Origin of the sequence: Teichococcus aerophilus, assembly GCF_014490485.1 — a bacterium.
Classification (GTDB): Bacteria; Pseudomonadota; Alphaproteobacteria; order Acetobacterales; family Acetobacteraceae; genus Pseudoroseomonas; species Pseudoroseomonas aerophila.
Window position 1 is genome coordinate 1 of the sequence record NZ_JACTVA010000023.1, and the last position, 26166, is coordinate 26166.

The 26166-nt window shown below is 68.1% G+C and carries 21 protein-coding genes; 13 read left to right on the forward strand and 8 right to left on the reverse strand.

The genetic code is table 11. From position 1 onward, the window contains the following. Positions 1-31: 31 nt before the first annotated feature. From IBL26_RS13490 to IBL26_RS13500, 3 genes are all read right to left on the reverse strand, one after another. The gene (locus IBL26_RS13490; protein WP_187785020.1) at positions 32-3127 is read right to left on the reverse strand and encodes an efflux RND transporter permease subunit; all 3096 of its coding nucleotides are present in this window, start codon (positions 3125-3127) and stop codon (positions 32-34) included. Continuing rightward, a complete protein-coding gene (locus tag IBL26_RS13495; RefSeq protein WP_187785021.1) occupies positions 3124-4224 on the reverse strand; it encodes an efflux RND transporter periplasmic adaptor subunit in 1101 nt (366 codons plus the stop codon). The genes IBL26_RS13490 and IBL26_RS13495 overlap by 4 nt, the downstream gene beginning before the upstream one ends. A 340-nt stretch (positions 4225-4564) precedes the next feature. Beyond that, a complete protein-coding gene (locus tag IBL26_RS13500) occupies positions 4565-5629 on the reverse strand; it encodes a helix-turn-helix domain-containing protein (protein ID WP_187785022.1) in 1065 nt (354 codons plus the stop codon). Positions 5630-6002: 373 nt separating this feature from the next. Here IBL26_RS13500 and glsA point away from each other — a divergent pair, with 373 nt between their 5' ends. The 5 genes from glsA to IBL26_RS13525 all read left to right on the forward strand — a co-directional run bounded on the left by glsA (position 6003) and on the right by IBL26_RS13525 (position 10973). Beyond that, on the forward strand, positions 6003-7007 hold the full coding sequence (glsA, locus tag IBL26_RS13505) for a glutaminase A (protein ID WP_187785023.1): 1005 nt from the start codon (positions 6003-6005) through the stop codon (positions 7005-7007). A gap of 56 nt (positions 7008-7063) precedes the next feature. Beyond that, positions 7064-8713 carry an MFS transporter gene (locus tag IBL26_RS13510; protein ID WP_241749351.1) on the forward strand — a complete coding sequence of 550 codons (1650 nt, stop codon included), beginning with the start codon at positions 7064-7066 and terminating at the stop codon, positions 8711-8713. Further along, on the forward strand, positions 8710-9693 hold the full coding sequence (locus IBL26_RS13515; RefSeq protein ID WP_187785024.1) for an asparaginase: 984 nt from the start codon (positions 8710-8712) through the stop codon (positions 9691-9693). The genes IBL26_RS13510 and IBL26_RS13515 overlap by 4 nt, the downstream gene beginning before the upstream one ends. Before the next feature lie 47 nt (positions 9694-9740). Next, the gene (locus tag IBL26_RS13520) at positions 9741-10250 is read left to right on the forward strand and encodes a DUF1269 domain-containing protein (protein ID WP_187785025.1); all 510 of its coding nucleotides are present in this window, start codon (positions 9741-9743) and stop codon (positions 10248-10250) included. Between the two features lie 399 nt (positions 10251-10649). After that, entirely contained in the window at positions 10650-10973 is a 324-nt protein-coding gene (locus IBL26_RS13525) for a hypothetical protein (protein ID WP_187785026.1), read from the forward strand. A gap of 51 nt (positions 10974-11024) precedes the next feature. On the opposite strand, the gene IBL26_RS13530 is transcribed toward IBL26_RS13525, so the two are convergent. Both IBL26_RS13530 and IBL26_RS13535 read right to left on the reverse strand, forming a co-directional pair. Then, positions 11025-12401 carry an LLM class flavin-dependent oxidoreductase gene (locus tag IBL26_RS13530; protein WP_367615432.1) on the reverse strand — a complete coding sequence of 459 codons (1377 nt, stop codon included), beginning with the start codon at positions 12399-12401 and terminating at the stop codon, positions 11025-11027. Further along, entirely contained in the window at positions 12398-12625 is a 228-nt protein-coding gene (locus IBL26_RS13535; protein ID WP_187785027.1) for a hypothetical protein, read from the reverse strand. Before IBL26_RS13535 ends, IBL26_RS13530 begins: the two co-directional genes overlap by 4 nt. Before the next feature lie 59 nt (positions 12626-12684). On the opposite strand from IBL26_RS13535, the gene IBL26_RS13540 reads away from it, so the two are divergent. Both IBL26_RS13540 and IBL26_RS13545 read left to right on the forward strand, forming a co-directional pair. Further along, a complete protein-coding gene (locus tag IBL26_RS13540; protein ID WP_187785028.1) occupies positions 12685-13281 on the forward strand; it encodes a helix-turn-helix domain-containing protein in 597 nt (198 codons plus the stop codon). 51 nt (positions 13282-13332) lie between these two features. After that, positions 13333-14487, forward strand: a complete 1155-nt coding sequence (locus IBL26_RS13545; protein ID WP_187785029.1) for a serine hydrolase domain-containing protein — start codon at positions 13333-13335, stop codon at positions 14485-14487. A gap of 426 nt (positions 14488-14913) precedes the next feature. Here the strand turns inward: IBL26_RS13545 and IBL26_RS13550 are convergent, their stop codons facing one another. After that, a complete protein-coding gene (locus IBL26_RS13550; protein WP_187785030.1) occupies positions 14914-16941 on the reverse strand; it encodes a M3 family metallopeptidase in 2028 nt (675 codons plus the stop codon). A gap of 240 nt (positions 16942-17181) precedes the next feature. Here IBL26_RS13550 and IBL26_RS13555 point away from each other — a divergent pair, with 240 nt between their 5' ends. Genes IBL26_RS13555 through IBL26_RS13565 form a run of 3 tightly spaced genes read left to right on the forward strand, consistent with a single transcriptional unit; the run spans position 17182 to position 19371 of the window. Beyond that, complete coding sequence (locus IBL26_RS13555) at positions 17182-17853, forward strand: amino acid ABC transporter permease (protein WP_187785031.1); 672 nt, start codon at positions 17182-17184, stop codon at positions 17851-17853. A gap of 10 nt (positions 17854-17863) precedes the next feature. Further along, complete coding sequence (locus IBL26_RS13560; protein WP_187785032.1) at positions 17864-18514, forward strand: amino acid ABC transporter permease; 651 nt, start codon at positions 17864-17866, stop codon at positions 18512-18514. Between the two features lie 29 nt (positions 18515-18543). Continuing rightward, entirely contained in the window at positions 18544-19371 is an 828-nt protein-coding gene (locus IBL26_RS13565) for a transporter substrate-binding domain-containing protein (protein WP_187785033.1), read from the forward strand. Positions 19372-19557: 186 nt separating this feature from the next. On the opposite strand, the gene IBL26_RS13570 is transcribed toward IBL26_RS13565, so the two are convergent. Then, on the reverse strand, positions 19558-20817 hold the full coding sequence (locus IBL26_RS13570) for an ROK family transcriptional regulator (protein ID WP_187785034.1): 1260 nt from the start codon (positions 20815-20817) through the stop codon (positions 19558-19560). A 131-nt stretch (positions 20818-20948) separates the two neighbouring features. On the opposite strand from IBL26_RS13570, the gene IBL26_RS13575 reads away from it, so the two are divergent. Genes IBL26_RS13575 through IBL26_RS13585 form a run of 3 tightly spaced genes read left to right on the forward strand, consistent with a single transcriptional unit; the run spans position 20949 to position 23912 of the window. After that, positions 20949-21668, forward strand: coding sequence for a glucosamine-6-phosphate deaminase (locus IBL26_RS13575; protein WP_241749355.1), 720 nt, complete (start codon positions 20949-20951; stop codon positions 21666-21668). Next, positions 21665-22735: an N-acetylglucosamine-6-phosphate deacetylase gene (locus IBL26_RS13580; RefSeq protein ID WP_187785036.1), complete on the forward strand. Its 1071-nt coding sequence runs from the start codon at positions 21665-21667 to the stop codon at positions 22733-22735. The genes IBL26_RS13575 and IBL26_RS13580 overlap by 4 nt, the downstream gene beginning before the upstream one ends. Further along, positions 22725-23912 (forward strand): extracellular solute-binding protein, encoded by a 1188-nt coding sequence (locus tag IBL26_RS13585; RefSeq protein WP_194443598.1) that lies wholly within the window; start codon positions 22725-22727, stop codon positions 23910-23912. Before IBL26_RS13580 ends, IBL26_RS13585 begins: the two co-directional genes overlap by 11 nt. Before the next feature lie 338 nt (positions 23913-24250). On the opposite strand, the gene IBL26_RS13590 is transcribed toward IBL26_RS13585, so the two are convergent. Further along, complete coding sequence (locus tag IBL26_RS13590; RefSeq protein WP_187785037.1) at positions 24251-25747, reverse strand: M81 family metallopeptidase; 1497 nt, start codon at positions 25745-25747, stop codon at positions 24251-24253. Positions 25748-26166 lie beyond the last annotated feature (419 nt).

Sequence of the window (26166 nt, forward strand, 5' to 3'; positions counted from 1 at the left end):
CGCCAGGCCAACGGCGCCGCCGGCGGTGCCATCAGCCCCGCCCGGCCACGGCCTTGCCGGCCCGGCCAGCGGCCGGCGCGGCGCCGGGCGGACGGCCGCCGAAGACCGTGACATACACCGTCGGCAGGAACACCAGCGTCAGCGCCGTCGCCACCAGCAGGCCACCCATGATGGCGAAGGCCATCGGGCCCCAGAACACCGTGGGGGCGATCGGGATCATGCCAAGCACCGTGGAAATCGCCGTCAGCATCATCGGCCGGATGCGGGAGCTGCTGGCGGCCACGACGGCATCCCAGACATTCATCCCTTCCGCCCGGTCGGCCTCGATCTGCACGATGAGGATGACGGCGTTCTTCGCGATCATGCCCAGCAGCGCCAGGATGCCGAGGATGGCGACGAAGCCCAGCGGCTGGCGGAACAGCAGCAGCGCCGCCACCACGCCGATCAGCCCCAGCGGCAGCACGCCCACCACCAGTGCCAGCCGGCGGAAGCTCTGCAGCTGGAACATCAGCACGGTCAGCATGATCAGCAGCATCGCCGGCACCACCGCGGCCACCGAGGCCTGGGATTCCGCGCTTTCCTCGGCGATGCCGCCAACCTCGATCGCGTAGTCCGGCGGCAGGGTGGCGGTCAGCGCCGCGATGCCGGGCTGTAGTTCCGCCACCACGGCGGCAGGCAGCACCCCGGGCACCACGTCGGCCAGCACCGTCAGCGTCGGCACCCGGTCCCGCCGCCAGATCAGCGGATATTCCTGTTCATAGTCCACCGTCGCCAGCTGGCTGAGCGCCACGGTGCGGCCATTGGGCAGCGGCACCTGCAAGGAGCGCACGGTGGAGAGCGAGATGCGCTGATCCGGCGTGGCGCGGGCAATGACGCTGATCAGGTAGATGTCGTCCCGCACCTGCGTCACCGGAATGCCGCTGACCGCCGCGTTCAGCACCGTGGCCACCGCCTGGGAGGACAGCCCGAGCTGCCGCGCCTGATCCTGGTCCACCCGGATGCGGACCTGCCGCGCCGGCTCCATCCAGTCGAAGTTCAGGTGCCGGGCGCCAGCGCTGGTCGAGACGGTCTGCGCCAGCCGCAGCGCGATCTGCCGCACTTGCTCGATATCCGGGCCGCTGACGCGGTACTGCAACGGCCAGCCGACCGGCGGCCCCAGTTCCAGCGGATAGACGCGGGAGACGGCGCTAGGGAAATCCTCCGCCAGCAGCTTTTCCAGCCTCACCTGAAGGCGGTCCCGCGCCGCCAGGTCGCGCGCGATCAGCACGGTCTGGGTGAAGAACGGATTGGCCAGCTGCACGTTCAGCGGCAGGTAGAAGCGGATGGCACCGCGCCCGACATAGGTGCTCCAGCGCTCGATATCCGCGTCCTGCGCCAGGATTTTGTCGAAGCGCTCGGCCAGCGCCTCGCTGGCATGGATGGATGCGCCTTGCGGCAAGGTCAGGTCCACCACCAGCTCATGCCGGTCCGATGCCGGGAAGAACTGCTGCGGCACGAAGCGGACGGCGAGGACGGAGAGCACGAAGGCCGCGATGGTAACGGCGATGGTGATCCACCGCGCACGCATCGCTGCCAGTAGCAGCCGCGTGTACACCCGTAGCACGATGCCCGGCTTCTCCACCTCCCCCGCAGGGCGCGGCTTCGGCGCCTTCAGGATGCTCATGCCGATGACCGGCGCGAAGATCACCGCGACGAACCAGGACACGATGAGCGAGATGGCGACCACGGCGAAGATGGAGAAGGTGTATTCGCCCGCGCCGCTCTTGGCGAAGCCGATCGGCACGAACCCGGCGATGGTGACCAGCGTGCCCGTCAGCATCGGCGCGGCGAGGGAGCGGTAGGCGAAGGTCGCTGCCTCCTGCTTGGTATCGCCGGCACCGAGGCGGCGGATCATCGCATCCACCGTGGTCATCGCGTCATCCACCAGCAGCGTCAGCGCGATGATCAGCGCGCCGAGCGAGATGCGCTGCAAATCGATGCCCGCCGCCGACATGATCGGGAAGACGATGGCCAGCGTCAGCGGGATGGAGAGCGCGACGACGGAGCCCGGCCGCACGCCCAGGCTGACGAAGCTGGCCACGAGAATGATCAGGATGGCCTGCCACAGCGAGGTCATGAAGTCATTGATGGCGTCGTCCACCGTCGCCGCCTGGTCCGCGACCAGGGTGGGCTCGATGCCCAGCGGCAACCCGGCGGTGATGCGCGCCATCTCCGCCTTGACGTTGCGCCCCAGTGCCAGGATGTCGCCGGCATCGCGCATGGCGATGGCCAGGCCGATGGCGGGCTTGCCGTTGACGCGGAACATCGGCTGCGGCGGATCGGAATAGACGCGGCGCACATCGGCAATGTCGCTCAGCCGGATGATGCGGTCGCCAATGGCGAAGTTGACCGCCAGCAGGTCCTGCTCCGACGTAAAGGCACCAGAGACGCGCAGCGACAGCCGCTCCTCATCCGTCTGCACGATGCCGGCGGAGCGGACGGCGTTCTGCGCCTGCAGGCTGGCGATCAGCGCACCGTAGTTCAGCCCCAGCCCGGCCATCCGCTCGGTCGAGAACTCGATGACGATCTGCTCGTCCTGCGCGCCGAGGATCTCGATCTTGGAGACGTCCGGCACCCGCAACAGGCGGGAGCGTGCCGCCTCCACCTGGTCGCGCAACTCACGGTGCGTGAAGCCGTCGGCGGTAAAGCCGTAGATGATGCCGAAGGTCGCGCCGAAATCGTCGTTGAAGCCGGGGCCGACGATGCCGGCCGGCAGGGTGGAGCGCATATCGGCCACCCGCTTGCGCACCTCATACCACATGTCGGGCACGATGGCAGGCGGGGTGGAACCCTTCAGGTTGACGAAGATGGTGGTGACGCCAGGGCTGGTGAAGCTGCGCAGGCTGTCGACATTCGGCGTTTCCTGCAGCGTGCGCTCCAGCCGCTCGGTCACCTGCAACAGCGTCTCGTCCAGCGTCGCGCCCGGCCAGGCGGCCTGCACCACCATGCTGCGGAAGGTGAAGGCCGGGTCCTCGTTGCGGCCCAGCGTCAGGAACGCGATCGCGCCGGCGAGCACCGCCGCCAGCATGAAATACAGGATCAGCGACCGCCGACGGATCGACCAGTCGGACAGATTTGGCCCGATCATGGCGTGGCGCCGAGCAGGCGGACCTTCTGCCCCGGCCGTAAGGCCTGGACCCCCGCCGTCACCACGATGTCGCCCGTGGTCAGCCCCTGCCCGATCAGCACCCGGCCCGGATCGAAGCGAACCACCTCCACCGGGCGGAGCGAGACCGTCTGCGTCGCCGCGTCGACGATCCACACCGCCGGCTCCCGCTCGCCCCGGGTCAGCGCCGTGGCCGGCACCTCGATGCCCGGGCCGCCATGCACCCATAGCCGGCCGGTGACGGTGGAGCCCAGCCGCATCGCCGGCGGCGGATCGATCAGCCCGACCCGCACCTGGAAGGTGCCGGTCACGGCATCCGCCTGCGGCGCCACTTCCCGCACCCGCCCCTGCGCGACGACAGCCGGCTCCATGGTCAGCGAGACCTCGATACGCGGCTCCGCCGGCGCCAGGTTCTTGATCTGCGCCGGCACGTCGAAGACGGCGTCGCGGCCTTCCTGGCGGGCAATCTGCACCACCATGCGGCCGGCCTGCACCACCTCGCCGGGCTCGACGCCGCGCGCGGTGATGATGCCGGGCGCATCGGCGCGCAGCTCGGTATAGCCCAGCCGCAACTGCGCGTTGCTCAGTTGCGCCTGCATGGAATCGGCCTGGGATTCGGCGGTGCGCAGCGTCCGCGTCGCCTCGTCGTAGCGGACGCGGGTGGTGAAGCCGCTGCGCAGCAGGTCCCGCTGGCGGCCATAATTGTTACGCGCCTCGACCAGCGCGCTTTGCGCCGCAACGACGGCGGCGCGCGCGGCGCGCACGCCGTTCTCCTCGTTCTCGCGGTCCAGCCGCGCAATCAGCTGGTCGGCCACCACCCGGTCGCCGACATTCACCGCGCGCTCCACCACCCGGCCATCGATGCGGAAGGCCAGGTTCACCTGGGTCTCGGCCTGCACCGTACCGGAGAGCGCGATCACCTCGCCCGTCGGCCGCTGCTCCACCGTCACCACGCGCACAGGCCGCGCCTCGGGTGCCGCAGGTGGCGGCGCGCCATCGCACCCTGCCAGCAGCAGCATCGAGAAGCCAGCAGCCAGGGCCAGGCGGGAAGGCGTGGCGGCAACTCGCCGGTGATCCATCATTCGGTTCCCATCAAGGCCCACGACGCACTCCAGGAGGCTGCAGGCGGACAACGCTCAATCCAAAGACATTCAGAATTCTGGGACATTGCCTGGCCACGCCCGCTCCAGGCGAGGACCTGCACCGTGAAGCGGCCGTGGGCGGAGCCGGCGCGGACATCCGGCCAGCCCGATGCCGGTCGTTGCCGCGCATTCCTTCCCCGCTTCCACCGGCATGCCGTTCCATCACGCGGATCGATCGCCGGAACGCCTTGCGGAAGCAGCGCATTATCCCGCTGTGCACCATCGCTCGGCCATCTGCGGGTCGTCCCATCATTGTGCGCAGCGTCCCAAAGCGGGGTCAGATCAGCAGTTGGCGTAGCATCCCACCGCTATCATCCCCATGCCGCGCCCCTTCACGCGGGCCGGTGGTGCGCATCACCCGGCCGCATAGTCCCGCCGCCCGCACGTCGCTGGGGCGGCAGCCGAATTCGGCCCGGAACGCCCGCCCGAAGGTAGAGGCATCGGAGAATCCGAACTCCTCGGCGATCGAGGCGATGGACTGGCGCTTCTGCGGGTCTGACAACGCCGAATGAATTTCCGCCAGGCGCTGGGACTGGATGTAGCGGGCAACGCCGCCGCTGGATTCGAACAACCTGTAGAGATGGGAGCGGGAAATGCCCGCCAGCCGGCACAGTTTCTTCGGTCCCAGCGTCGGCGATTTCAGGTGGGTATCGATGATCTGCCGGATGCGCTCCAGCCGCATGTCCTCCAGCCGTGCCGTCGGCTGCGCGGCCGCGCCGCCGCCATGGCCGATGCAGGCGGCGATCATGGCGTGGGTCGCCTCCTGCACCGCCACCACGTCCGCCTCCGTCATCGACGGCAGGCGGCGCTCCAGCGAAAGCAGGTAATCGCGGAACAGAACGGAAAGCGGCGTCTCGATCGGCGCATTGCGCATGCTGTCCAGCGCTGGCGCCAGGTCGCGCAGGACATCGCGCGGTACGAACAGGCTCAGCCACTCGCAATCGGACCGCTCGCCCTCAAAGGCTTCGGCCAGGGAGACGTGGAACATCTGCCCGGGCAGCACCGTGAAGGCGGTGTCGTCGCTGCGGTGCCGCATGGAGCCTTTCAGCAGGAAGACGATCACCCAGTGGTCGGCCTCGTTCCGCCTCGCCTGCACACGCGGACGGACGCTGACACCGGCCGGAATGATGACGTGGCTCAAAGCCATGTTGCCGATGGTCCACAGCACATTCGTCGCCTGGAAGCCCTGCAGCGTGTCCCGCACGCCCTGCAGGCCCAGCACCGTGCCGCTACGGTCGTGCCAGAACTGGAACTGCTCCCCCACCCGCGCGGCCTCCGCCGGCAACGGCCGTGGACAGAGCGCGCCGGGCTTTTCCGTGCCGTCCTGGATCGCCTGGCTCAACCTCGCAGAGCTCGCCATGCTGCACCTATAATGGCTACGTTCTAGCTTGTCCTACCATCCGTTACGGGACCGGTTCCACCAAGCGGAAAGGCCTGGATACGCCCAGCAATCGGCACACGAGTTCGCGAGGCGAAATTGGGACCGGGCGCCCATCATCGGGACGCAGCGCATATCTCCCCGTGTGGCCGCTATCGCTATCTTAACCACAGAGAAGCGCTCGTTTCGATTGCAATCTGTTGACGTAACAGGGAGCGGCCGGGCGCGTGGCCTCCCTCGCCGCGACGCGGGCGGCTTCCCGCCAGCACACAGGCGTCGTGGCGCGGCGCCAGTCCTGACCTGAACCTCCAACCAGCGACTGCCAAGGAGGCACCGAATGTACAATCGCCTGCATGCGGACGAAGCGCTGGGGCCGGCCGAGATCTCCACCGGCCACCTGCCTTCCGCCGAGATGGTGACGTCGCTGGTGCAGGAAGCGCATGAACGCTACCGCACGGTCACGGACGGCAAGGTGGCGGACTATATTCCGGCACTGGCCGCGGTGCCGGCGGACCTGTTCGGCCTCTGTGTCGTCAGCGTCGGTGGCCATGTGTTCTCGGCGGGAGACATCACGCGGGAATTCTCCATCCAGAGCATCTCCAAGCCCTTCGTCTTCGCCCTGGTCTGCCAGGCACTGGGTGGTGGGCAGGCGCGGCAGAAGGTCGGCGTCAACAACACCGGCCTGCCCTTCAACTCGGTCATGGCGATCGAGCTGAACCAGGATCGCACCATGAACCCGATGGTGAATGCCGGCGCCATCGCCACCACCAGCCTGGCGCCGGGCGATACGGCGGACGCCCAGTGGCGCTTCATCCACGAGGGCCTGTCGAGCTTCGCCGGGCGGGAGCTGACCATGGACCAGGAAGTCTATGAGTCCGAGGCCGCGACCAACCAGCGCAACCAGGGCATCGCCCGCCTGCTGCAGAGCTACGGACGCATGTACAGCGATCCGCTGCAGGCGACCGACGTCTATACGAAGCAATGCTCGCTCAATATCACCGTCAAGGATCTGGCGGTGATGGGCGCGACGCTGGCCGATGGCGGCGTCAACCCGATCACCCGGGAACGCGTGGTCGATGCGGATCGCTGCAAGCGCGTCCTCGCCGTGCTGGCCACCGCCGGGCTGTACGAGCAGTCAGGCGACTGGCTGTACGAGGTCGGCCTGCCGGGCAAAAGCGGCGTCAGCGGCGGGCTGGTGACCATTTCCCCCGGCAAGGGCGGCCTCGGCACCTTCGCGCCGCCGCTGGATGCCGCTGGCAACAGCGTGCGCGGCCAGCTGGCGACCAAGTTCCTCTCCGAGCGCCTCGGCCTCAACCTGTTCGCCTCGAAGCCCGAGGCCTGAGGCAGGCGGCGCCGCATGACCCCACACCAGACACGCAACCAGAAAGAGAGCCGGTCATGACAACCACGGCCATTCCCTCCCTGACGGAGGAACAGGCTGGCTGGGCGCCGATGATCGCCATCGCGCTCGGCCAGGCCCTCATGTCGTTCAACGTCGCCTCGCTGCCGGTGGCGCTGAGCGGCATGGTCGCCAGCTTCAACGTGCCGCCGACGACGGTGGCGACGGGCATCGTCATGTACTCGCTGGCGGTGGCCGGCCTTGTCATGCTCGGCGCCAAGCTGACGCAACGCTTCGGCGCGCTGCGGGTGTTCCGCGTCGTCGTCGCCGTGTTCGGCGTCGCGCAGGTGCTGATGACGTTCAGCCCCACTGCGACCACCATGCTGATCGCGCAGGGCCTCAGCGGTGCGGCGGGCGCGGCGCTGGTGCCATCGCTGGTGGCGCTGATCGCGCATAACTACAGCGGCAAGCAGCAGGCCACGGCGCTCGGCGCGCTCGGCTCGGCGCGTGCCGCGGCGGGCGTGCTGGCCTTCCTCATCGGCGGCGTGCTTGGCACCTTCATCGGCTGGCGGCCCGCCTTCGGCATCCTCATCGTGATGTCCGGCGTGGTGTTCATGCTCAGCTTCCGCCTGAAGCCGGATGCAGGCCGGCCGGACGTGCAGATCGACATCGTCGGCGTGGTGCTGGCGGCGCTGGCCATCATCATGATCAGCTTCGGCTTCAACAACCTGAACCGCTGGGGCCTCGGCATCGCCACGCCGGGCGCGCCGTTCAACCTGTTCGGCCTTTCTCCCGCGCCGGTGATGATCGTCCTCGGCATCGTCATCATGCAGGCCTTCCTGATGTGGACGCGCAAGCGCCAGGAAGCCGGCAAGACCCCGCTGCTGGACCTGCGCGTCATCGACTCGCCGTATGAGCGCGCGGCGGTCTACGCCATGTTCACCGTGGTGGCGCTGGAAGCGGCGCTGAACTTCTCCGTACCGCTCTACATCCAGATCGTGCAGGGCCGCACGCCGCTGGCCAGCGCCATCGCGATGATGCCGTTCAACCTGTCCGTGTTCTTCTCGGCCATGCTGATCGTCCGGTTCTACGACAAGCTCTCCCCGCGCATGATCGGCCAGATCGGCTTCAGCCTGTGCACCATCGCGCTGATCTGGCTGTCCTGGGTCGTCCGCAATGACTGGAGCGAGATCCCCGTCCTGTTCGGCCTCGTCGTCTTTGGCATCGGCCAGGGCTCGCTGGTCACGCTGCTGTTCAACGTGCTGGTCACCGCCTCGCCGAAGGAACTGGCGGGCGATGTCGGCTCGCTGCGCGGCACCACCGGCAACCTGGCGGCCGCTGTCGGCACCGCGGTCGCCGGGGCGCTGCTGGTCGGCCTGCTGAGCGCCGGCATCTTCAGCAGCCTCGCCTCCAACCCGGTCATCCCGCCCTACATCCAGAGCCAGGTGAACCTGGACAGCGTGAACTTCGTCAGCAACGACCGCCTCTACGCCGCCCTGCAACAGACGACGGCGACGCCGGTGCAGGTGGAGGAGGCGATGCGCATCAACACCGAAGCCCGCCTGCGCGCGCTGAAGATCGGCCTGCTGATCATGGCCGGGCTGGCGCTGGTGGCCATCCTGCCCGCCAGCCGCCTGCCGGGTTACAAGCCGGGTGAGCTGCCCGATCCGTCACCGGTCCCGGGCACGGTAGCACCGAGGACGACATGACCAAGCCACGCCTTCTGTTCCTCTCGCTCGGCGGGACCATCACCATGGTCCAGGGCACGGGGAGCGGCATCACGCCACAGCTGGGGGCGGCCGAACTGGTCGCCTCCGTCCCCGCCCTGGCGGGGGTGGCGGAGATCGAGATGGAATCGCCCTTCCGCCTCGCCAGCCCGTCGCTCGATCCGGCCAATCTGGTCGAGGTCGCGCGGCGGATCGAGGCCGGCTTCGCCGCTGGCTGCGACGGCGCGGTGGTGATCCAGGGCACCGACACCATCGAGGAATCCGCCTTCCTGCTCGACCTGCTGGTGGGTGGGGAGAAGCCGGTGGTGGTGACGGGCGCCATGCGCGGCGCCGACGCGCCGGGCGCCGACGGCCCGGCCAACCTGCTGGCGGCGGCGCAGGTGGCGGCCTCCACCGCCGCGCGCGGCCTGGGCACATTGGTAGTGTTGAACGACACCATCCATGCCGCCCGCTGGGTGCAGAAGGCGCATACCGCGCTGCCATCCGCCTTCGCCTCCCCCATGGCCGGGCCGATCGGCGTGGTGGCGGAAGGCCGCGCGCGGATCTTCACCCGCCTGGCCCGCATGCCGACGCTCTCCACCGCTCAGGACACCCCGGCGCCCGTCGCGCTGCTGACCTGGGCGATGGGGGAGGATGGCCGCCTGCTGCCCGCCCTGCCCGGCCTTGGCTATGCCGGGCTGGTGGTGGCCGGAATGGGGGCCGGGCACGTGCCGGCCGGCGTGGCGCCGCTGTTGGGCGACCTCGCCAAACAGATGCCGGTGGTGCTGGCCAGCCGCTGCACGACGGGCCCGGTCTTCACCGCCACCTACGGCTATCCGGGCGCCGAGATCGACCTGATCGGGCGGGGCCTGATTCCCGCCGGCACGCTGGGCCCGCTGAAGGCCCGGCTGTTGCTTGGGTTGCACCTGCGCGGCGCGCCGGACCGCGCGGGCCTGGTGGAAGCCTTCTCCGCCTACCACTGACAACCGGCGGCAGCGCCCCTGGCGACGCCGCCCCGAAAGGAGCCACCATGTCCGACCTTCTGGTCATTTCCTTCCCCACCGAGGCCCAGGCCGAGGACGTGCGGAAGAAGCTGCTGGGGATGCAGAAGGAGTACCTGATCGAGCTCGGTGACGCCGTGGTCGCCGTCAAGCAGCCCGATGGGCATGTGAAGCTCAACCAGCTGCTGCAGCCGGTTGCCGCCGGCGCTGTCTCCGGTGCCCTGTGGGGCACGCTGATCGGCATGCTGGTGCTGATGCCGTTTGCCGGCGCCGCACTCGGCGCGGCCTCCGGCGCACTGCGCGGCAAGCTGCTCGATGTCGGCATCGAGGATGATTTCATGAAGGAAGCCGCCGCCTCGCTGCATTCGGGCAACGCGGCCTTGTTCCTGCTCATCCGCAAGATGACGACGGACAAGGTGGTCGCCGAGTTGCGCGGCAGCGGCGGCACCATCCTCCGCAGTTCCTTCGACGAGACGAAGGAAGCCACGCTGCGGGACGCGCTGGCCGATGTGGAAGCGGCGCGCCCCGCGCTGGCCTGAGCATCTTCGCGCGGCTTGGCGGTGAAGGCCGGGGAAGGAATTCCCCGGACCCCTTCTTTTCTGTCTGCAGTGTTGGGTAGGGCGGGCTGAGATGTGGCCGCCTTGATGCGCCGCAGGCTCATGCCTCCAGCGAACGAGCCCACCAGCCCTGAAGCCAAACTCCTAAAAAGAAGATGGGGGTCCGGGGGAATTCCTTCCCCCGGCTTTCCTTCCGTCAATCGCACCCCGCAAGAACGGCCCAGCTCCACCCAGACATCATGACAGCCATGTCATCCGCCAGGCCGATACCCGACATCACCAATGCGACGTTCCCCTCAGGCAAGACGAGGCCCATATCGGCTTCAACGGCGAGCGACACTCGCCACCCGATATGATCTAAACGCTTGAGGATTAACGGTTATGAACGCTATTCGCACGCTGCTTTCCGCCCTTGTCATCGCCGGCGCCGCCGGTGCCGCCCAGGCGCAGGAGCCTTTCCAGGTCACCAGCCAGGGTGAGAACTTCGCCGTGGAGTACGCGCCGGGTTACACCGGCAACATCGTTGGCGGCGGTGAGGTCGTCCGGACGACGACCGGCAAGAACCCCCGCGTGGTCTATGCCGACCCCAATGTCTCGCAGAGCGTCGGCATCCCCAGCTTCACCGGCGGCAGCCAGGGCAACGTGGTCTACACCGCCCCGGCCGCGACCCCGTCCCTGATGGCCGGCGGCAGCAACCAGGGCTGAACCGCAGCACTGCCTACCGCAGACCTGATGGTTTCGTGACGCGCCGCCGGCTCAACCGGCGGCGTTCGCGTGTTCGGCCACCTGCCGATGCGCCGCCGCCGGGTGCGGCGGCGCCAGCAGCGGGCCGGCACCGAACAGCTTCTCCCGATACGTGCCCGGGGCATAGGCGCGCTTGTACACGCCACGTTCCTGCAGGATCGGCACGACCAGCTCAATCACATCCTCCAGGCACTCCGGCGCCACGGTGCGGGAGAGGTTGAAGCCGTCGACATCGGCATCCGTCACCCAGCCCATCAACGCATCCGCCACCTGCTCGGCGGAGCCGACGATCGGTGGCTGCCGGCTGCCCAGGACGAACTGGTCGATCAGCTTGCGCTTGGTCCAGGTCGGGCCCGCCTGCCGGGCCATGGCGTCCACGTTGGACTGGATAGCCTGGGTCGGGCCGGCCTGCACCGGCTCGTCCATGCCATAGCGGGCGAAGTCGATGCCCAGCGAGGCGGAGGCATGCGCCAGCGCGCCCTCCACGCTGGCGTGGCGGCGGTAATCCTCCAGCTTGTCGCGCGCCTCGGCCTCGGTGCGGCCGACGACGAGTGTGGCGCCCACCATGATGCAGAGCGGCCGCGCCGCCGCCTGCCGGCGCAGATCGGCCACCAGGGCAGCGACGCCGGGCTTCGGCCCGCCATTGACGAAGACGCATTCGGCATGGCGCGCAGCGAAGCGCCGGCCGCGGTCCGACGCCCCGGCCTGGAACAGCACCGGGGTCCGCTGCGGCGAGGGTTCCACCAGATGGATGGCGTCCAGCCGGTACTGCGGCCCCTCATGCCGCACGCGGCGGATGCGGGCGGGGTCGGCATAGGCGCCCATGGCGGCGCCGGCGGCGCACGCATCGTCGGCCCAGCTGCCTTCCCACAGCGCGTAGACCAGTTCCATGTACTCGTCAGCCAGGTCGTAGCGATCGTCATGCGCCATCTGCGCCGCCAGGCCCATGGCGCGCGCCGCACTGTCCAGATACCCGGTGACGATGTTCCAGCCGGCACGCCCGCCGGTCAGGTGGTCCAGCGTCGAGACGCGGCGGGCGAACAGGTAGGGTGTCTCGTAAGCCAGGTTGCAGGTAATGCCGAAGCCCAGATGCTGCGTGGCGGCGGCCATGGCGGGCACCAGCAGCATCGGGTCCAGCAACGGCACCTGCGCCGCTTCGCGGATGGCGGCGTCGGGGCTGTTGCCGTAGACGTCGTACACGCCGAGCACATCGGCCAGGAACAAGCCGTCGAACAAGCCGCGCTCCAGCGTGCGGGCCATGCCGGTCCAGTATTCCAGCGTGTTGTATTGCGTCGCCTGGTCGCGCGGGTGGCGCCACAGACCCTGCTGGATATGCCCGACGCAGGCCATGTCGAAGGCATTGAGGCGGATTTCGCGAAGATTGGTCACAGGTAGCGGCCCCGTTCCAGGATTTCCAACGTGTAGGCTTTGTAGGTCATGCCCAGTTCCTCGGCCCGCGCCAGCCGGCGCAGGGCGATCTCGCGCGGCGGCGTCTTCCAGGCCTTCTTGTGCGCCTTGCGCCAGGTGAAGTGGGCCCAGCTCGTCGCATGGTCGGGCGCGTCCTGCAGCGGCGGGCCGCCATTGTGGCCAAGGGCGGGGGGCCGATCCATCATAGGCGGGACTCCTTCACGGCGAGCTGCTAGAACATGGCCACATCCACTATCGTAGAACAATGACTACTATACAAGACGATTCGGCCCAGGATCTCACCCTGCTCCTTGCCACCCGCCTCCGGGTGGAGCGGGAGGCGCGTGGCTGGTCGATCGCCGACCTCGCCACCCGCTCCGGCGTCTCCCGCGCCATGATCAGCAAGGTGGAACGGGGCGAGGCTAGCCCGACGGCGGCGCTGCTGGGGCGACTGGCGGCAGCCTTCGGCCTGACCCTCTCCACCCTGCTGGCCCGGGCCGAGCACGATGCCACGCGCGGTGGCCGCGTGGCGCGCCAGGCCGAGCAGAAGCTGTGGCGGGACCCGGCCTCCGGCTATCTGCGCCGCGCCGTCACCCCGCCCGGCGCGGCGCTGGAGCTGATACAGGTAGAGCTGCCACCGAAGGCGAAGGTGGCCTACCCGGCCGCCACCTATGTGGACTGGGAACACACCATCTGGGTGCTGGAAGGCCATTTGCGCTTCCACGAGGGTCCCGCCCGCCACAACCTGGACGCTGGTGATTGCCTGGCGCTCGGCCAGCCGCAGGATTGTGCGTTCGAGAACATGACCGATAATCCCTGCATCTATCTCGTTGCCCTCGCGCGTCGGCAACCGCCGCGATAGCCAGATGGCGCGATCGGTGTAGACTTCGCGCCGAACCTGGAGTTGAACGCGATGGCGCCGCCGAAATCTCTTCCCACGCAGCACATGCCGGATGGAGGGGAGTTCCTGCTGCTGCCGCCAACGCTGCAACCGCATGCCTATGCGAATGTGGACCGCATGTTCGCCACCCGTACCATTGCCCGCGGCGCCGCCGCCTCCCCCCTGCCCCGCGGTGCCGAGATCTCGCCGCGCTACGAGAGCGATGGCCAACAACGCGGCGTGGAGGACTACTTCCACCGCGCCTGCGTCGCCGGCCTGTTGGTGATCAAGCGCGGCGAGGTAGTGCTGGAACGCTACGGGTTGGGCTTGCGGGAGGAGACGCGCTGGTCCTCCATGTCCATGGTCAAGTCGCTGACCTCCACCCTGGTCGGCGCCGCGCTGCGCGATGGCAGCATCGGCAGCCTGGAGGACCCGGTTTCCGCCTACGTGCCGGCGGTCCGCGGCTCCGCCTATGATGCCGTCTCCATCCGCCACCTCATCACCATGTCCTCCGGCGTGGCGTGGAGCGAGGACTACACGGACCGGCAATCGCATGTGAACCAGTACAGCCGCTCCCTCGGCGCCCGTGTCCCGGGTGGTGTGCTGGACCTGCTGCGCGGGCTGCAGGCGGAGCATCCGCCGGGTACGCAGTTCCGCTACAACACCGGCGACACCTATCTGCTCGGTTGCCTGCTGACGGCGGCGACCGGCGAGACCCTGGCCAGCTATATGAGCCGCCGCATCTGGGCAAAGCTGGGCATGGAGTTCGATGCCTACTACACGCTGGAATCCGAAGGCGGCCAGGAAATCGGCGGCAGCCGCGCCGGCATGGCGCTGCGCGATTTCGGCCGGTTCGGGCAATTCATCCTCGCCGGCGGCCACATCGGCGACGATGCCATCCTGCCCGGGAACTGGGTACAGGATGCCGCGCGCCCGGCCTTCACGCTCGACCCATCGCAGAATTCCTATGGCGCGACCGGCTATGGCTATAGCTGGTGGCTGGATGAGAGCGGAGCGATGGTGGCCGTCGGCTTCGCCGGGCAGTCGCTGTTCATTCATCCGGCCGAGGAGCTGGTCATCGTCACCCTGTCCTGCCAGCCGCAGCCACCCTACGCAGCCGCCTACGGCGTCGACATGAAAGCGGAACGCAAGGCCTTCCAGCACGCGGTGGTCGCCGCAGCGCATTGAGGCAGGGCTTCTGAAATGACAGTGGGACGACTTTGCTGACGATGGATTTACCGGCTTGCCTGCGACAGCGTTAGGACGGATCGGCATTCAGGTGGACGCAGGAAGGCCGGGGAAGGAATTCCCCGGACCCCTTCTTTTCTTTCTGTCAGTCCTCAGGACTTGATTGTGGAAGCGTCATACCCACAGGACTGGCCATGGTCGCGCCTGGCGTTCATGGCCGGCCAGCACTGGACAGTTCGGACCACAATCCGCCAGTCCCCAAACCCCACGCCAACTGATAGAAAAAAGATGGGGTTTCAGGCGAATTCTTTCCCCTGACCTTCCCTTATCGCCTCCACCTCGAACCTTTCCAAATAGGTTCCCAAAGGCCTCGGAACTTTGGCGGAGAGAGTCTGAGAGGAACAGCAACCCTCTCGAGAACCACCATCAAGCCGGCGCCAGCCCACGCCCCCGCAGCAGCGCCGTCGTGCTCGGCGCGCGGCCACGGAAGGCGACGTAGAGGGCCATCGGGTCCCGCGTATCGCCAGCGCCCAACAGCGTCTTCAGCCGGGCGGCGGTCGCGGCGTCGAACGGGTCGCCGGCTTCCTTGAAGGTCTCGAAGCCATCCGCGTCCAGCACTTCGGACCAGAGGTAGGAGTAGTAGGCCGCCGCGTAGCCGCCGCTGGCGAACAGGTGCTGGAAATGCGCCGGGCGATGCCGGATGCCGATTTCCGCCGGCATGCCGATCTCGTCCAGGAATGCCGCCTCGAAGGCCGCGATGTCGATGGTTTCCGGCGCAGGATGACGGTGCAGCGCCAGGTCGATCAGAGCGGAGGCCGCGTACTCCACCGTGGCGAAGCCCTGGTTGAAGGTGCGGGCTTCCAGCAGCCGTTCCACCAGCGCGGCCGGAACCGCCTCGCCGGTCTCGTGATGCAGGGCGTAGCGGTGCAGCGTCTCCGGCAACGCGACCCAGTGTTCGTAGATCTGCGAGGGCAGCTCGACGAAATCGCGCCGGACCGAGGTGCCGGACTGGGACGGGTAACGCACGCGGCTCAGCAGCCCATGCAGGGCGTGGCCGAACTCGTGGAACAACGTCTCCGCATCGTCGAAGCTCAGCAGCGTCGGTGCCGAGCGGGCGAAGTTGTTGTTGTTGACGATGATGGGGGAGACGGCCTCGTCCAGCGCCTCCTGGTCCCGGTAGCTGCTCATCCACGCGCCGGAGCGCTTGTCCGCGCGGGCGTAGTTGTCGGCCAGGAAGATGCCGACATGGCCCTCCGCGTCGCGGACTTCGTAGCCGCGCACATCCGCGTTGTAGACCGGCAGGTCCGGCAGTGGGGTGAAGCTCAGGCCGAAGAGGCGCCCGGCGGTATCGAAGGCCGCGCGCTGGATGTTCTCCAGCTGGAAGTAGGCCTTCAGCTCGGCCTCATCCAACGCGTAGTCGGCACGGCGCACCTTCTCGGCATAGTAGCGCCAGTCCCAGGGGGCCAGGGCGCCGGTAAAGCCCTCGGCGCGGGCCACGGCCAGCAGGCGGTTGCGCTCCTCCGCCGCGCGGCGCTTCGCGGGTTCCCACACCTCGGCTAGCAGCGCCTCGGCGGCGGCGGGAGTGCCGGCCATGCTGTCGGCCAGGCGGAAGGTGGCGAAGTCCGGGTAGGCCAGCAGCCGCGCCCGCTCCGCCCGCAGGGCCAGAATCTCCGGGATCAGGGGGCGGTTGTCGTGCGCGCCGGCATGGGCGCCGCGCGCGATCCAGGCGGCATAGGCCACTTCCCGCAGGTCCCGGCGGCTGGAGAAGGTCAGGAACGGCTCGATCAGGGAGCGGGAGAGCGTGACGGCGTAATCCCTCAGCCCACGCTCGGCTGCGGCCTGGGCGGCGCCAGCGCGGACGAATTCCGGCAGGCCGTCGAGGTCAGCCTCCGTCAGCGGCAGGTGCCAGGCCTTCTCGTCATGCAGGACGTTCTGGCCGAAGGCGGTGTGCAGGCTGGCCAGCCGCTCGGAGATCGCGGTCATGCGCGCCTGCTCGGCCGGCGGCAGCGCGGCGCCGCTGCGGATGAAGCCCAGATGGGTGCGCTCAAGCAGCCGCATCTGGTCCTCCTCCAACCCCAGGCTGTCACGCTGCTCGTAAAGGGCGGCCACCCGGCGGAACACCGCGGCATCCAGCGCCACGCGCATGCCGTGCTGCGCCAAGGTGGGGGACAATTCGCGGTCCAGCGCTTCCAGCGCCGCGCCGCCCTGGCTGACCACCAGGTTGCCGAACACGCTGCCCACCCGGGTCAGGGCGCGGCCGCTGCGCTGCAGGGCCTCGATGGTGTTGGCGAAGCCGGGCGCGGCGGGGTCGGTGCCGATGGCGGCGATCTCGGCCAGATGCTCCGCCATGGCGTGGGCGAAGGCGGGCACGAAATGGCCGGGCTCGATCTCGGCAAAAGGCGGCACGCCGAAGGGCGTCGACCAGGGGGCGAGGAGAGGATTGCGGTCGGTCATCCCAGGATCGGCGCAGATGCGGGCGGCCGGGTCAAGCGCCCGTATCCACCCTTGCCACCGGCCCCGATCCAGGCCAGCTTTCGCCGACTGTCGCGCCCGGTTATCCGCGGGATTCCGGGGGACGGCCACTCAAGAAAACGCACGGCCCAAGGCTGGCGGGAAACGGATCGAGAAAGGTGAAGCCATGCCGGCCCCGGCCCCCTGGCATCATGCCGCCTTCGCCTTCACGCGGATGGACGGATGAATTACGTCTTTGAATTCGGGCAGGTCTTCGCTGCCTGGGATGAATTGCTGGCGGGCGCGCTGCGCACGCTCTGGCTCTCGGCCGCGTCCATGGCCATCGGCCTGGTCGTCGCCATCGCCGGTGCGCTGGGCAAGACCAGCGGGCCGCGCTGGCTGCGTTGGGTGATCGACGCCTATATCGAGCTGATCCGCAACACGCCGTTCCTGATCCAGATCTTCATGGTGTTCTTCGGCCTGCCGGCAATCGGCATCCGGCTGGAGGCGGACCAGGCGGCGCTGCTCGCGCTGGTCATCAATGTCGGCGCCTATGGGATCGAGATCATCCGTGCCGGCATCGAAAGCATCCAGAAGGGGCAGATCGAGGCCGGCAAGGCGCTCGGGCTGCATCCGCTGCAGATCTTCCGCCACATCGTGCTGAAGCCGGCGCTGCAGGCGATCTATCCGTCCCTGACCAGCCAGTTCATCCTGCTGATGCTGAATTCCAGCGTCTGCTCCGCCATCGCGGCCAGCGAGCTGACGGCGGCAGCCAACGACATCCAGGCGCGCAACTTCCGCAGCTTCGAGGTCTATTTCGTCGTCACCGGCATGTATTTTGTTTTGTCCCTGATGTTCTGGGGCATCTTCGCCTGGGTTGAGCGCACGTTCCTGCGCCAGCCGGCCACGCGCTGAGGAACCCGACATGCGCAGCCTCGGCCCGAATGAAATCTGGTTCATACTTCTGGCGGTCCGCTGGACACTTCTGCTCTCCATCGCCGCCTTCGCCGGCGGCACCGTCGGCGGCCTGTTGATCGCGTTGATGCGCACCAGCCGCTTCAAGGGGCTGCGCTGGGCCGCCATTGCCTACATCAAGCTGTTCCAGGGCACGCCGCTGCTGATGCAGCTGGTCCTGGCCTTCTTTGTCCCCGGTATCTTCGGCATCGATGTCGACCCCTGGGGCGCCGCGGCACTCGGCCTTTCCCTGCACGCCAGCGCCTTCCTCGGCGAGATCTGGCGCGGATGCATCGAGGTAGTGCCGAAGGGGCAGTGGGAGGCCTCCTCCGCCCTCGGCCTGCGCTACTGGAACCAGATGCGCCACATCGTCGTGCCGCAGGCCTTCCGCATCGCCATCCCGCCCACGGTCGGCTTCCTTGTGCAGTTGATCAAGGCGACCTCGCTGGCTTCCATCATCGGCTTCGTGGAGCTGACGCGGGCGGCGCAGGTCATCAACAACGCCGTCTTCCAGCCCTTCACCATCTTCGGGCTGGTGGCGCTCACCTACTTCATCGTCTGCTGGCCGCTCTCGCTCTACAGCCGGCGAATGGAACAAAAACTCGCTCTCGCGACACGCTGAGCAGCGCAACACAACGAGGAACACGGACCATGATCCTTTCGCACCCGATCCGCCGCCGCAGCCTGGGCGGCTTGCTGGCCCTGGGCGGCGCCGCCACCCTGATGCCGGGCCTGACGCGCGCCGCCAAGGCGGCGACGCCGGACGAGATCAAGAAGCGCGGCCACATCATGGTCGGCGTGCTGACGGACTATCCGCCCTTCGGCGGCATCGACTCCTCGCAGAACCCTGCCGGCTACGACGTGGATGTCGCCCGGCTGGCGGCGCAGGCGCTGGGTGTCGAGCTGCGGCTGGTGCCTGTTACCGGCCCCAACCGCATCCCGTTCCTGCTGACCAACAAGGTGGACATGCTGATCGCCACCTTCGGCATCACCGAGGAACGCGCCAAGCAGGTGCTGTTCTCCAACCCCTACAGCGCGCTGACGACCTACATCCTGGCGCCGAAGTCGCTGGCGATCCGTACGCCGGAGGACCTGAAGGGCATCCGCGTCGGCGTGGCGCGCGCCAGCACGCAGGACATCGCCGTCTCCGCCATCGCCCCGCGCGAAATACGCCTGATGCGGTTCGATGACGACGCGACCGTCACCCAGTCCCTGATCTCCGGCCAGACCCAGGCCATCGGCGCCAGCAACACCATCCTGGCGCAGCTGACGGCCAACTACGCCCAGCTGCAGATCGAGCCGAAATTCACCCTGCGCGCCCAGGCCAACGGCATGGCCTTCCGCAAGCAGGACGAAGCGCTGCGCGACTGGTCCAACACCTTCATCAAGACCATCACCGACAATGGCGAGCTGGGTAAGATCCACCAGCGCTGGTTCAACGTCGCCATGGACCCGCTGCCGCCCATGCCGCAGTTCTAAACTTGCCGCAGGATCGAGGGCGCCCGCCCTCGATCTTCGGCGTGGCATCAGCGCCGCGTGCATCCTTAATCTTTACAATCAACAGACTATAGGGCGATCTCTACCCACCTCGTGATCACCCCACGGGTGGGTTTCCAAAGGCCTCAGGCCTTTGGCGGGGAGAGTTTGAGAGGGGCAGCGCCCCTCTCAATCCGCTGACGGCGCGGTCGTATCCTCGCCCGAAGGGCCCTGACCCGGACCGCGCAGCATGTGCTCCAGTGCCCGCACCATCAATGGCCCTGCCGCGCCGGCAATGCCACGTGCGGCCGGCATCGGCTCGTTGCACAGCACTGGCATGGGCAGGCCGCTGATGGAGCCCGCCGCGCGGAACAGCGCTTCCACATGCGCCCACAACGCCGCGTTGGCCAATAGCGGGCTGTTGATGACGATGCGGGCGGGAAACAGGATCAGGCTGAGATTGGCCATGGCCCGCACCATGTGGTGCGCGGCAACGCGGATGTCCGGCAAGGCCAGGAGGTCGAGGCGAGGCAGTTGCAGCAGCAATTCGTCCTCATCCTCGCTCAACTCCGGCCAGCGATGCCGCAACGCGGGCAGCATGGCCCATAGCGCCGCCGAGGTTTCCAGGCAGCCAGAGCGCCCGCAATCGCACCGCCGCTCCTCCAGCCCTTCGAGGCGCCAGTGGCCGATCTCGCCGAACGGCCCGGCGCCGACGCCGAACGGCTCACCGCCCTTGCCATAGGCCATGCCGATGCCCCAGCCCCAGTGCAGCAGCACCACAGCCTCCGCATAGGCAGCCGGATCAGCCAAGGCGCGGCTGCGGAACTCGGCATCCAGCTGCCGCACCACGTCGACAGGGCCGGCCACCGGGGCGATGGCCGCTGCGATGTCGAAATCGCGCATGCGCGGCCAGCGGGAGGCGATCAGCCAGCGCGGCCCGTCAACGATGCCGGAGACGGAGGCTACCGTGCCGGCATGCAGCATCCCGGGTGGTGCCTGCGCCGCCAAGCGGCCTGCCAGCCCGGCCAGCGCCGCGCCGATCGCCTCGTTATCCGCGTCCTGTGAAACCGGCAGCATTTCCCGCGCCACCACCGAACCGTCCAGCCCCAGCAGCACGCCGATGAAGGCACGGCTAGCCGCGTGGATAACGGAGACGCCCAACCGATGCGGGTTGAGCGCCAGCGTGGCGGCAGGCCGGCCACGCCCCTGCTTTTCCCCCGAGGCCTCGACCAGCAGCCGCCGCTCCAGCAACGCCGCCACGGCGCGGGACGCGGTGGTGGAGCGCAGGCCCAGCCGTTCGACCAACTCGGGGCGGGAACGGACTCCGGCCGCGACCATCCGCAGCACCCGTGCGCGGTCCCTCTCGGGCGCTTCCGAGAAATGAGCCTCATCTGGCATGGCCAGTAGCGCCAGGGCCTGTTCCAACGGCGGGGTATTTATGAACGGCATCTTTCAGAATCACGTTGCAACGAATGCGAAAGAGTTGTGTAGGATGCGGAAACGCCTGCGACAGACGGCGGCTGGGTATAGGATAGGTCTATAGCATGATTGATGTTCGGATAACGGCTGATGCAGCCAGCATGGGCGCTGCCGCTGCCGCCCTGGGGGCGGAGGCCATCCGCGATGCGATCGCCACCCATGGCGAGGCGTGCATCATCGTCGCCACGGGTGCCAGCCAGTTCACCGTCCTGCAGAACCTGGTGGCTCAGCCGGATATCGACTGGAGCTGCGTGACCGCCTTCCACCTGGATGAGTATGTCGGCCTGCCGGAGAGCCACCCGGCCAGTTTCCGCCGCTATCTGCGGGAGCGCTTCCTGGCGCCGCTGCACAACGCGCCCCGCTTCATCGACGTGGACGGCACGGCGCCTGACCCGGTGGCGGAGACGCGGCGGCTGGGTGCGCTGATCGCGGAGCGGCGCATCGACCTGTGCTTCGCCGGCATTGGGGAGAACTGCCACTTGGCCTTTAACGACCCCCCGGCCGATTTCGACGCGACCGAGCCCTATATCGTGGTGGAGCTGGATGAAGCCTGCCGCCGCCAGCAGCACGGCGAGGGTTGGTTCGAGAGCCTGGAGGCGGTGCCACGCCAGGCGATTTCAATGAGCATCCCGCAGATCCTGCGCAGCCGCCGCATCATCCTCTCCGTGCCGGACCAGCGGAAAGCCGCCGCCGTGCGCGATGCGCTGGAGGGGCCGGTGACCCCACTGCACCCTGCCTCCGTGCTGCAGGGGCACGCCGATACCGTGCTGTTCCTCGACCCGCCCGCTGCATCCCTGCTGCGCGGGACGCAAGCGGCATGAAGTCGGCCGGCCTGGTCGATCTGCAGGTCAACGGCTTCGCGGGCGTCGACTTCAATGCCGGGGATACACCCGGTGCCTTTGCCGGCGGGTGCATGGAACAGGCGCTGGAGGCCATATTGGCCACCGGCGTCACAACCCTGCTGCCCACCGTGATCACCGCCACGCCGGACCAGCTGGAAGCGCGGCTGGTGGCGCTGGACGCCGCCCTGGCCGCCACGCCGTTGGGCGCGCTGATGTGCCCGGGCTTCCACCTGGAAGGCCCGTTCCTCAACCCGGCCAGCGGCTATGCCGGCTGCCATCCCGCCGAAGCCATGACCACGCCGGATTACGCGCTGGTGGAACGGCTGGAGCGCCGGCTCAGCCGCCCGATCCTGCTGCTGACCCTGGCGCCGGAACTGCCGGGGGCGCAGGAGTGCATCCGCCGCGCCAAGGCCGCCGGCAAGCTGGTGGCCATCGGCCACAGCGCAGCCAATTTCGCCCAGATCGCCGAGGCAGCGACGAACGGTGCCCGCCTTTCCACCCATCTCGGCAACGGACTGCCGCAGATCCTGCACAAGCTGGATAATGCCATCTTCGCCCAGTTGGCGGAGGACCGGCTGGCCGCCGGGCTGATTGCCGATGGCATCCATCTGCACCCCGCCGCGCTGAAGGTGCTGATCCGCGCCAAGGGCAAGGGCGCGCTGCTGGTGACGGACGCGGTGGCCGCCGCCGCCGCACCGCCCGGCCGCTATCCGTTCGCCGGCATGGTGGTGGAACGCGTAGCCGACGGCACAGTACGGCTGCCGGACGGCATCACCCTTGCCGGCTCCTCGCTGTGCCTGGATACAGCGGTGCGCAACCTCGTTGCCTGGAACATCGCCGATGCGGCCCTGGCGCTGGAAATGGCCTCCACCCGCCCCGCCGCCCTGCTGGCCCCTGCCCTGGCAGCCCACGGCCTCAGCCTTCCCAGCGCCGAGTTGCAGTGGTCGGACAGCCTGGCCCTGCGCCAGCTCCGGCTGGGCCCGCTGGTGCGTGACTACGCCGCCACCTTCAACGCCCCTCGCATGGAGAATGATCATGCCGTTTGACCGGATCTCGCTGAACCGTCGCGCCGTGATGGGCGGGCTGGCTGCCGCGGCGCTGGGGGGGACCGCCGCGCGCGCGGCGATGCCCGCCATGCCCACCGCACCCGTCACGCTCAACCTGATGGATGTGGGCGGCGCGTTGGCACTGATGCAGCAGGCCTTCGAGGATTACCGCACGGCCAACCCGCAGCTCCTCTCCCGCATCAACTTCGTCAAGGCGCCGGCGCCGGAGCTGGCGGGCAAGCTACGCGCCCAGCAGCGGGCCAACCGCGCCGATATCGACCTGGTGCTGACCGGCAGCGACGGCCTGGCCGCTGGCCTGAACTTCGACCTGTGGCAGCGCATCATGCCGGACTACGCCGAGAAATTCCCCAACATCGAGGCGAACTACGAACCGGCCGCGCTGGCGCTGCACAACGCCCAGGGCCAGGGCTTCGGCGTGGTGATGAACTATTACCCCTCCGGCCCCCTGCTGGAATACGCGCCGGACCGCGTGCCGCAGGCGCCCGGCAGCGCCGAGGACCTGCTGGAATGGGCCCGTGCCCACCCCAACCGCTTCATGTACGCCCGGCCCAGCAATTCCGGCCCCGGCCGCACCTTCATGATGGGCCTGCCCTACATCCTGGGCGATGCCGACCCGCGCGACCCGGTGAAGGGCTGGGACAAGACCTGGGCCTATCTGGAAGAACTCGGCAAATACATCGAGTACTACCCGGCAGGCACCGGCGCGACGATGAAGGAATTCGGCCAGGGCACGCGGGACATCATCGTCACCACCACCGGCTGGGACATCAACCCGCGTGCCCTGGGCATCGTGCCGAAGGATGCGCGCATCGCCACGCTGCGGAACTTCCGCTGGATCTCGGACGCCTTCTTCATGTGCGTGCCGAAGGGCCTGCCGGAGGAACGCCTGGCGGTGGTGCTGGACATCATGGCCTTCGTGCTACAACCGAAGATGCAGGCTTATTCCTACGACGAAGGCTACCTCTACCCCGGCCCGGCAGTGCGGAACGTCCCGCTCTCCCTCGCGCCGCAGCGCAGCCAGGACGTCATCGCCGAATTCGGCCGGCCGGAATACGCCGCGCTGATCGCCGACAACCCGATCGAACTGCCGTTGAAGCCCGACCAGATGGTGCTGGCCTTCCGCCAGTGGGACGAACGCGTCGGCGCCAAGAAGTAAGGCCACTCGGTTTCCGGCTTGGTGTTGCGAGGCTCTCATTTCTTCGGAGCCTTGCCTTCTTGGGAAGAGAAGGCCGGGGAAGGAATTCCCCGGGCCCCTTCTTTTTCGAGTTATTCTGGTGTGGCCGTCGAATCGATGGCCTTGAGGGACGGCTGGGTGCGCCGGAGGTCCTAGACCTCCGGCGAATGACGGTTCAGCCCTGTTGGACCATTTCAAATATCATCAAAGCGCCCGCTCTCAGTCCTGCAGCGCCACGCCAAACTTGCAGAAAAAAGAAGGGGTCCGGGGAATACTTTCCCCGGCCTTTACCCCTCCCACCCCGCGAGCATCGGCCCGCGTCAGGCCGTGAACTCCGCCGGCCCGCCATACGGGTAGTAGTCGCCCAGCCGGAGGTTCTCGTAGCGCAGCCCATCCAGTCGCACCGTGCCCAGGAAGGGCTCGTCCGGCTCCACCAGCAGGATGGTTGGCGCGAAGCCGCTGTCGTCGAAACCGCGGCGGAAATGCACGCGGGACTTGATGGCAATGACATCGAACTCATCGGGCGTGAAGCCGAGTGCCCAGAGCTCGGAAGTCTCGATGATCTGCGCCAGGTAGGGACTGAGCACCAGGATGTTGCCGTCACCGAAGCGGATGCAGGCCCAGCTCTGCCCGCCGCCCATGGCGCGCGCGGTGGTGCTGGGCACGATGGCGTGCACGGTGCCGGTGATGCGTACCGGCGCGCCGGCGGATTCATCGGCCAGGCCGCCAATCTCCATGTCGAAGGCATCGCCCGGCTGGGCGCCTTGCGCCACCAGGGCTTCCAGCGCCTTCGGGTCCGCCACGGTGCAGACCAGCGTGCGGCGCAGCTTCTGCTCCAGGATCTCGCGCAGCAGCCAGGTGGCGAAGCCGGACCGGTCGCTATGGTCGGCCAGGACGACGGGCGTACGTCCCTCCTCCACCGCCTGGCGGGCCAGCGCCACCCCGGCACCGATGCGGTGGATCTGCGCCGCGCCAAGCAGCTCCGCGCGACGGCGCCAGATGGTCATGGCCATGTCGCTGGCGACGGCCTCGGCCAGCTCCGGCTTGCCGTTGGTCAGCACCTGCACGGCCATGCCGGCATCGGGCACGTCGCTCCAGGGAAAGCCGAAATACACGTTCACGAACAGGTCGGGCTCCCGCGCCTCCCAGGTCAGCGCGCGCTGGATCAGGTCGGACCAGGGCGAAGCGCCGATCCATTGCAGCACGGTGGGGGAGATGACGGGCACCTTGCGCGTGACATGCGCCGGCTTGAAGTCACCGCGGATGGTGCGCACCAGCATGCGCGCGGCGCGCTGGCCTTGCAGGTGCATGTCGTAATGCGGGTAGTACTTCACCGCGAAGGCCATGTCGGCGTGGCGGAGGAACTCTTCGTCCTCATTGCCATGCGGGTCGAAGGTGGCGGCGATGGGAATGCCGGTCCCAACGACGTCCCGCACGCGCCGGGCGATGTCGGCTTCCGGGCGCATCACGCCGCGCACCGCCATGGCGCCGTGTAACGCAAGATAGATGCCGTCGAACGGCCCTTCCCGCCGCAGCCCTTCCAGCATGGTGCCGAGCAGGGTCTCGTACGCCTCCTGCGTTACCCAGCCGGAACCGGAGCCGGTCTTGGGCCAGAGCGGCGACTCGATGCCGACGAGTTCGACGCCGTCGAATTCCCGCGCCACCTGCACGAAGCCGCCAATATAGCCCTTGGGGTCGCTGGCCAGCAGGGCCTCGCCAGCGGCAGGCGAGCCAGGATAACGGAAGTCCTCGAGCGTCGTGTCGTAGGACAGGAACGTCACCGTCTCGTGCATGAATTGCAGTACCGCGATCCGCATCACTACTCCCTCGTGCCGCTGCGAGGCGTGAGCATAGACCCGCGGTAGGGCTACGGCGACCCGGTGTGGCATTCTTTGGAGCGGCGGAGGAAGGCCGGGGAAGGAATTCCCCGGACCCCATCTTTTTTCTACGAGTTAGGGTTTGGGTGGGGCGAGTAAGGCGGCGGCTGAGCGATGGTCAGCGTAAAGCGGGTTCGCTGCTACGGAGGTTTGAGGCCTCACCGGCCCTGGCCCGACGTCCGGCCAAGCGAAGCTCCGTCGAAGCCGATAAAGGATATCGAACAAGCCAGGAGTTTTGCGCACGTCGCAAAACCCAGAGGCGAGCCAACAGTGGAACCTCGCCGCAACCGGCAGGAGCCAGAACGAAAAGATGCCAGGAGGAACCGTTCCCTCCTGGCAGCCTTGCCGTCAACCGCCGT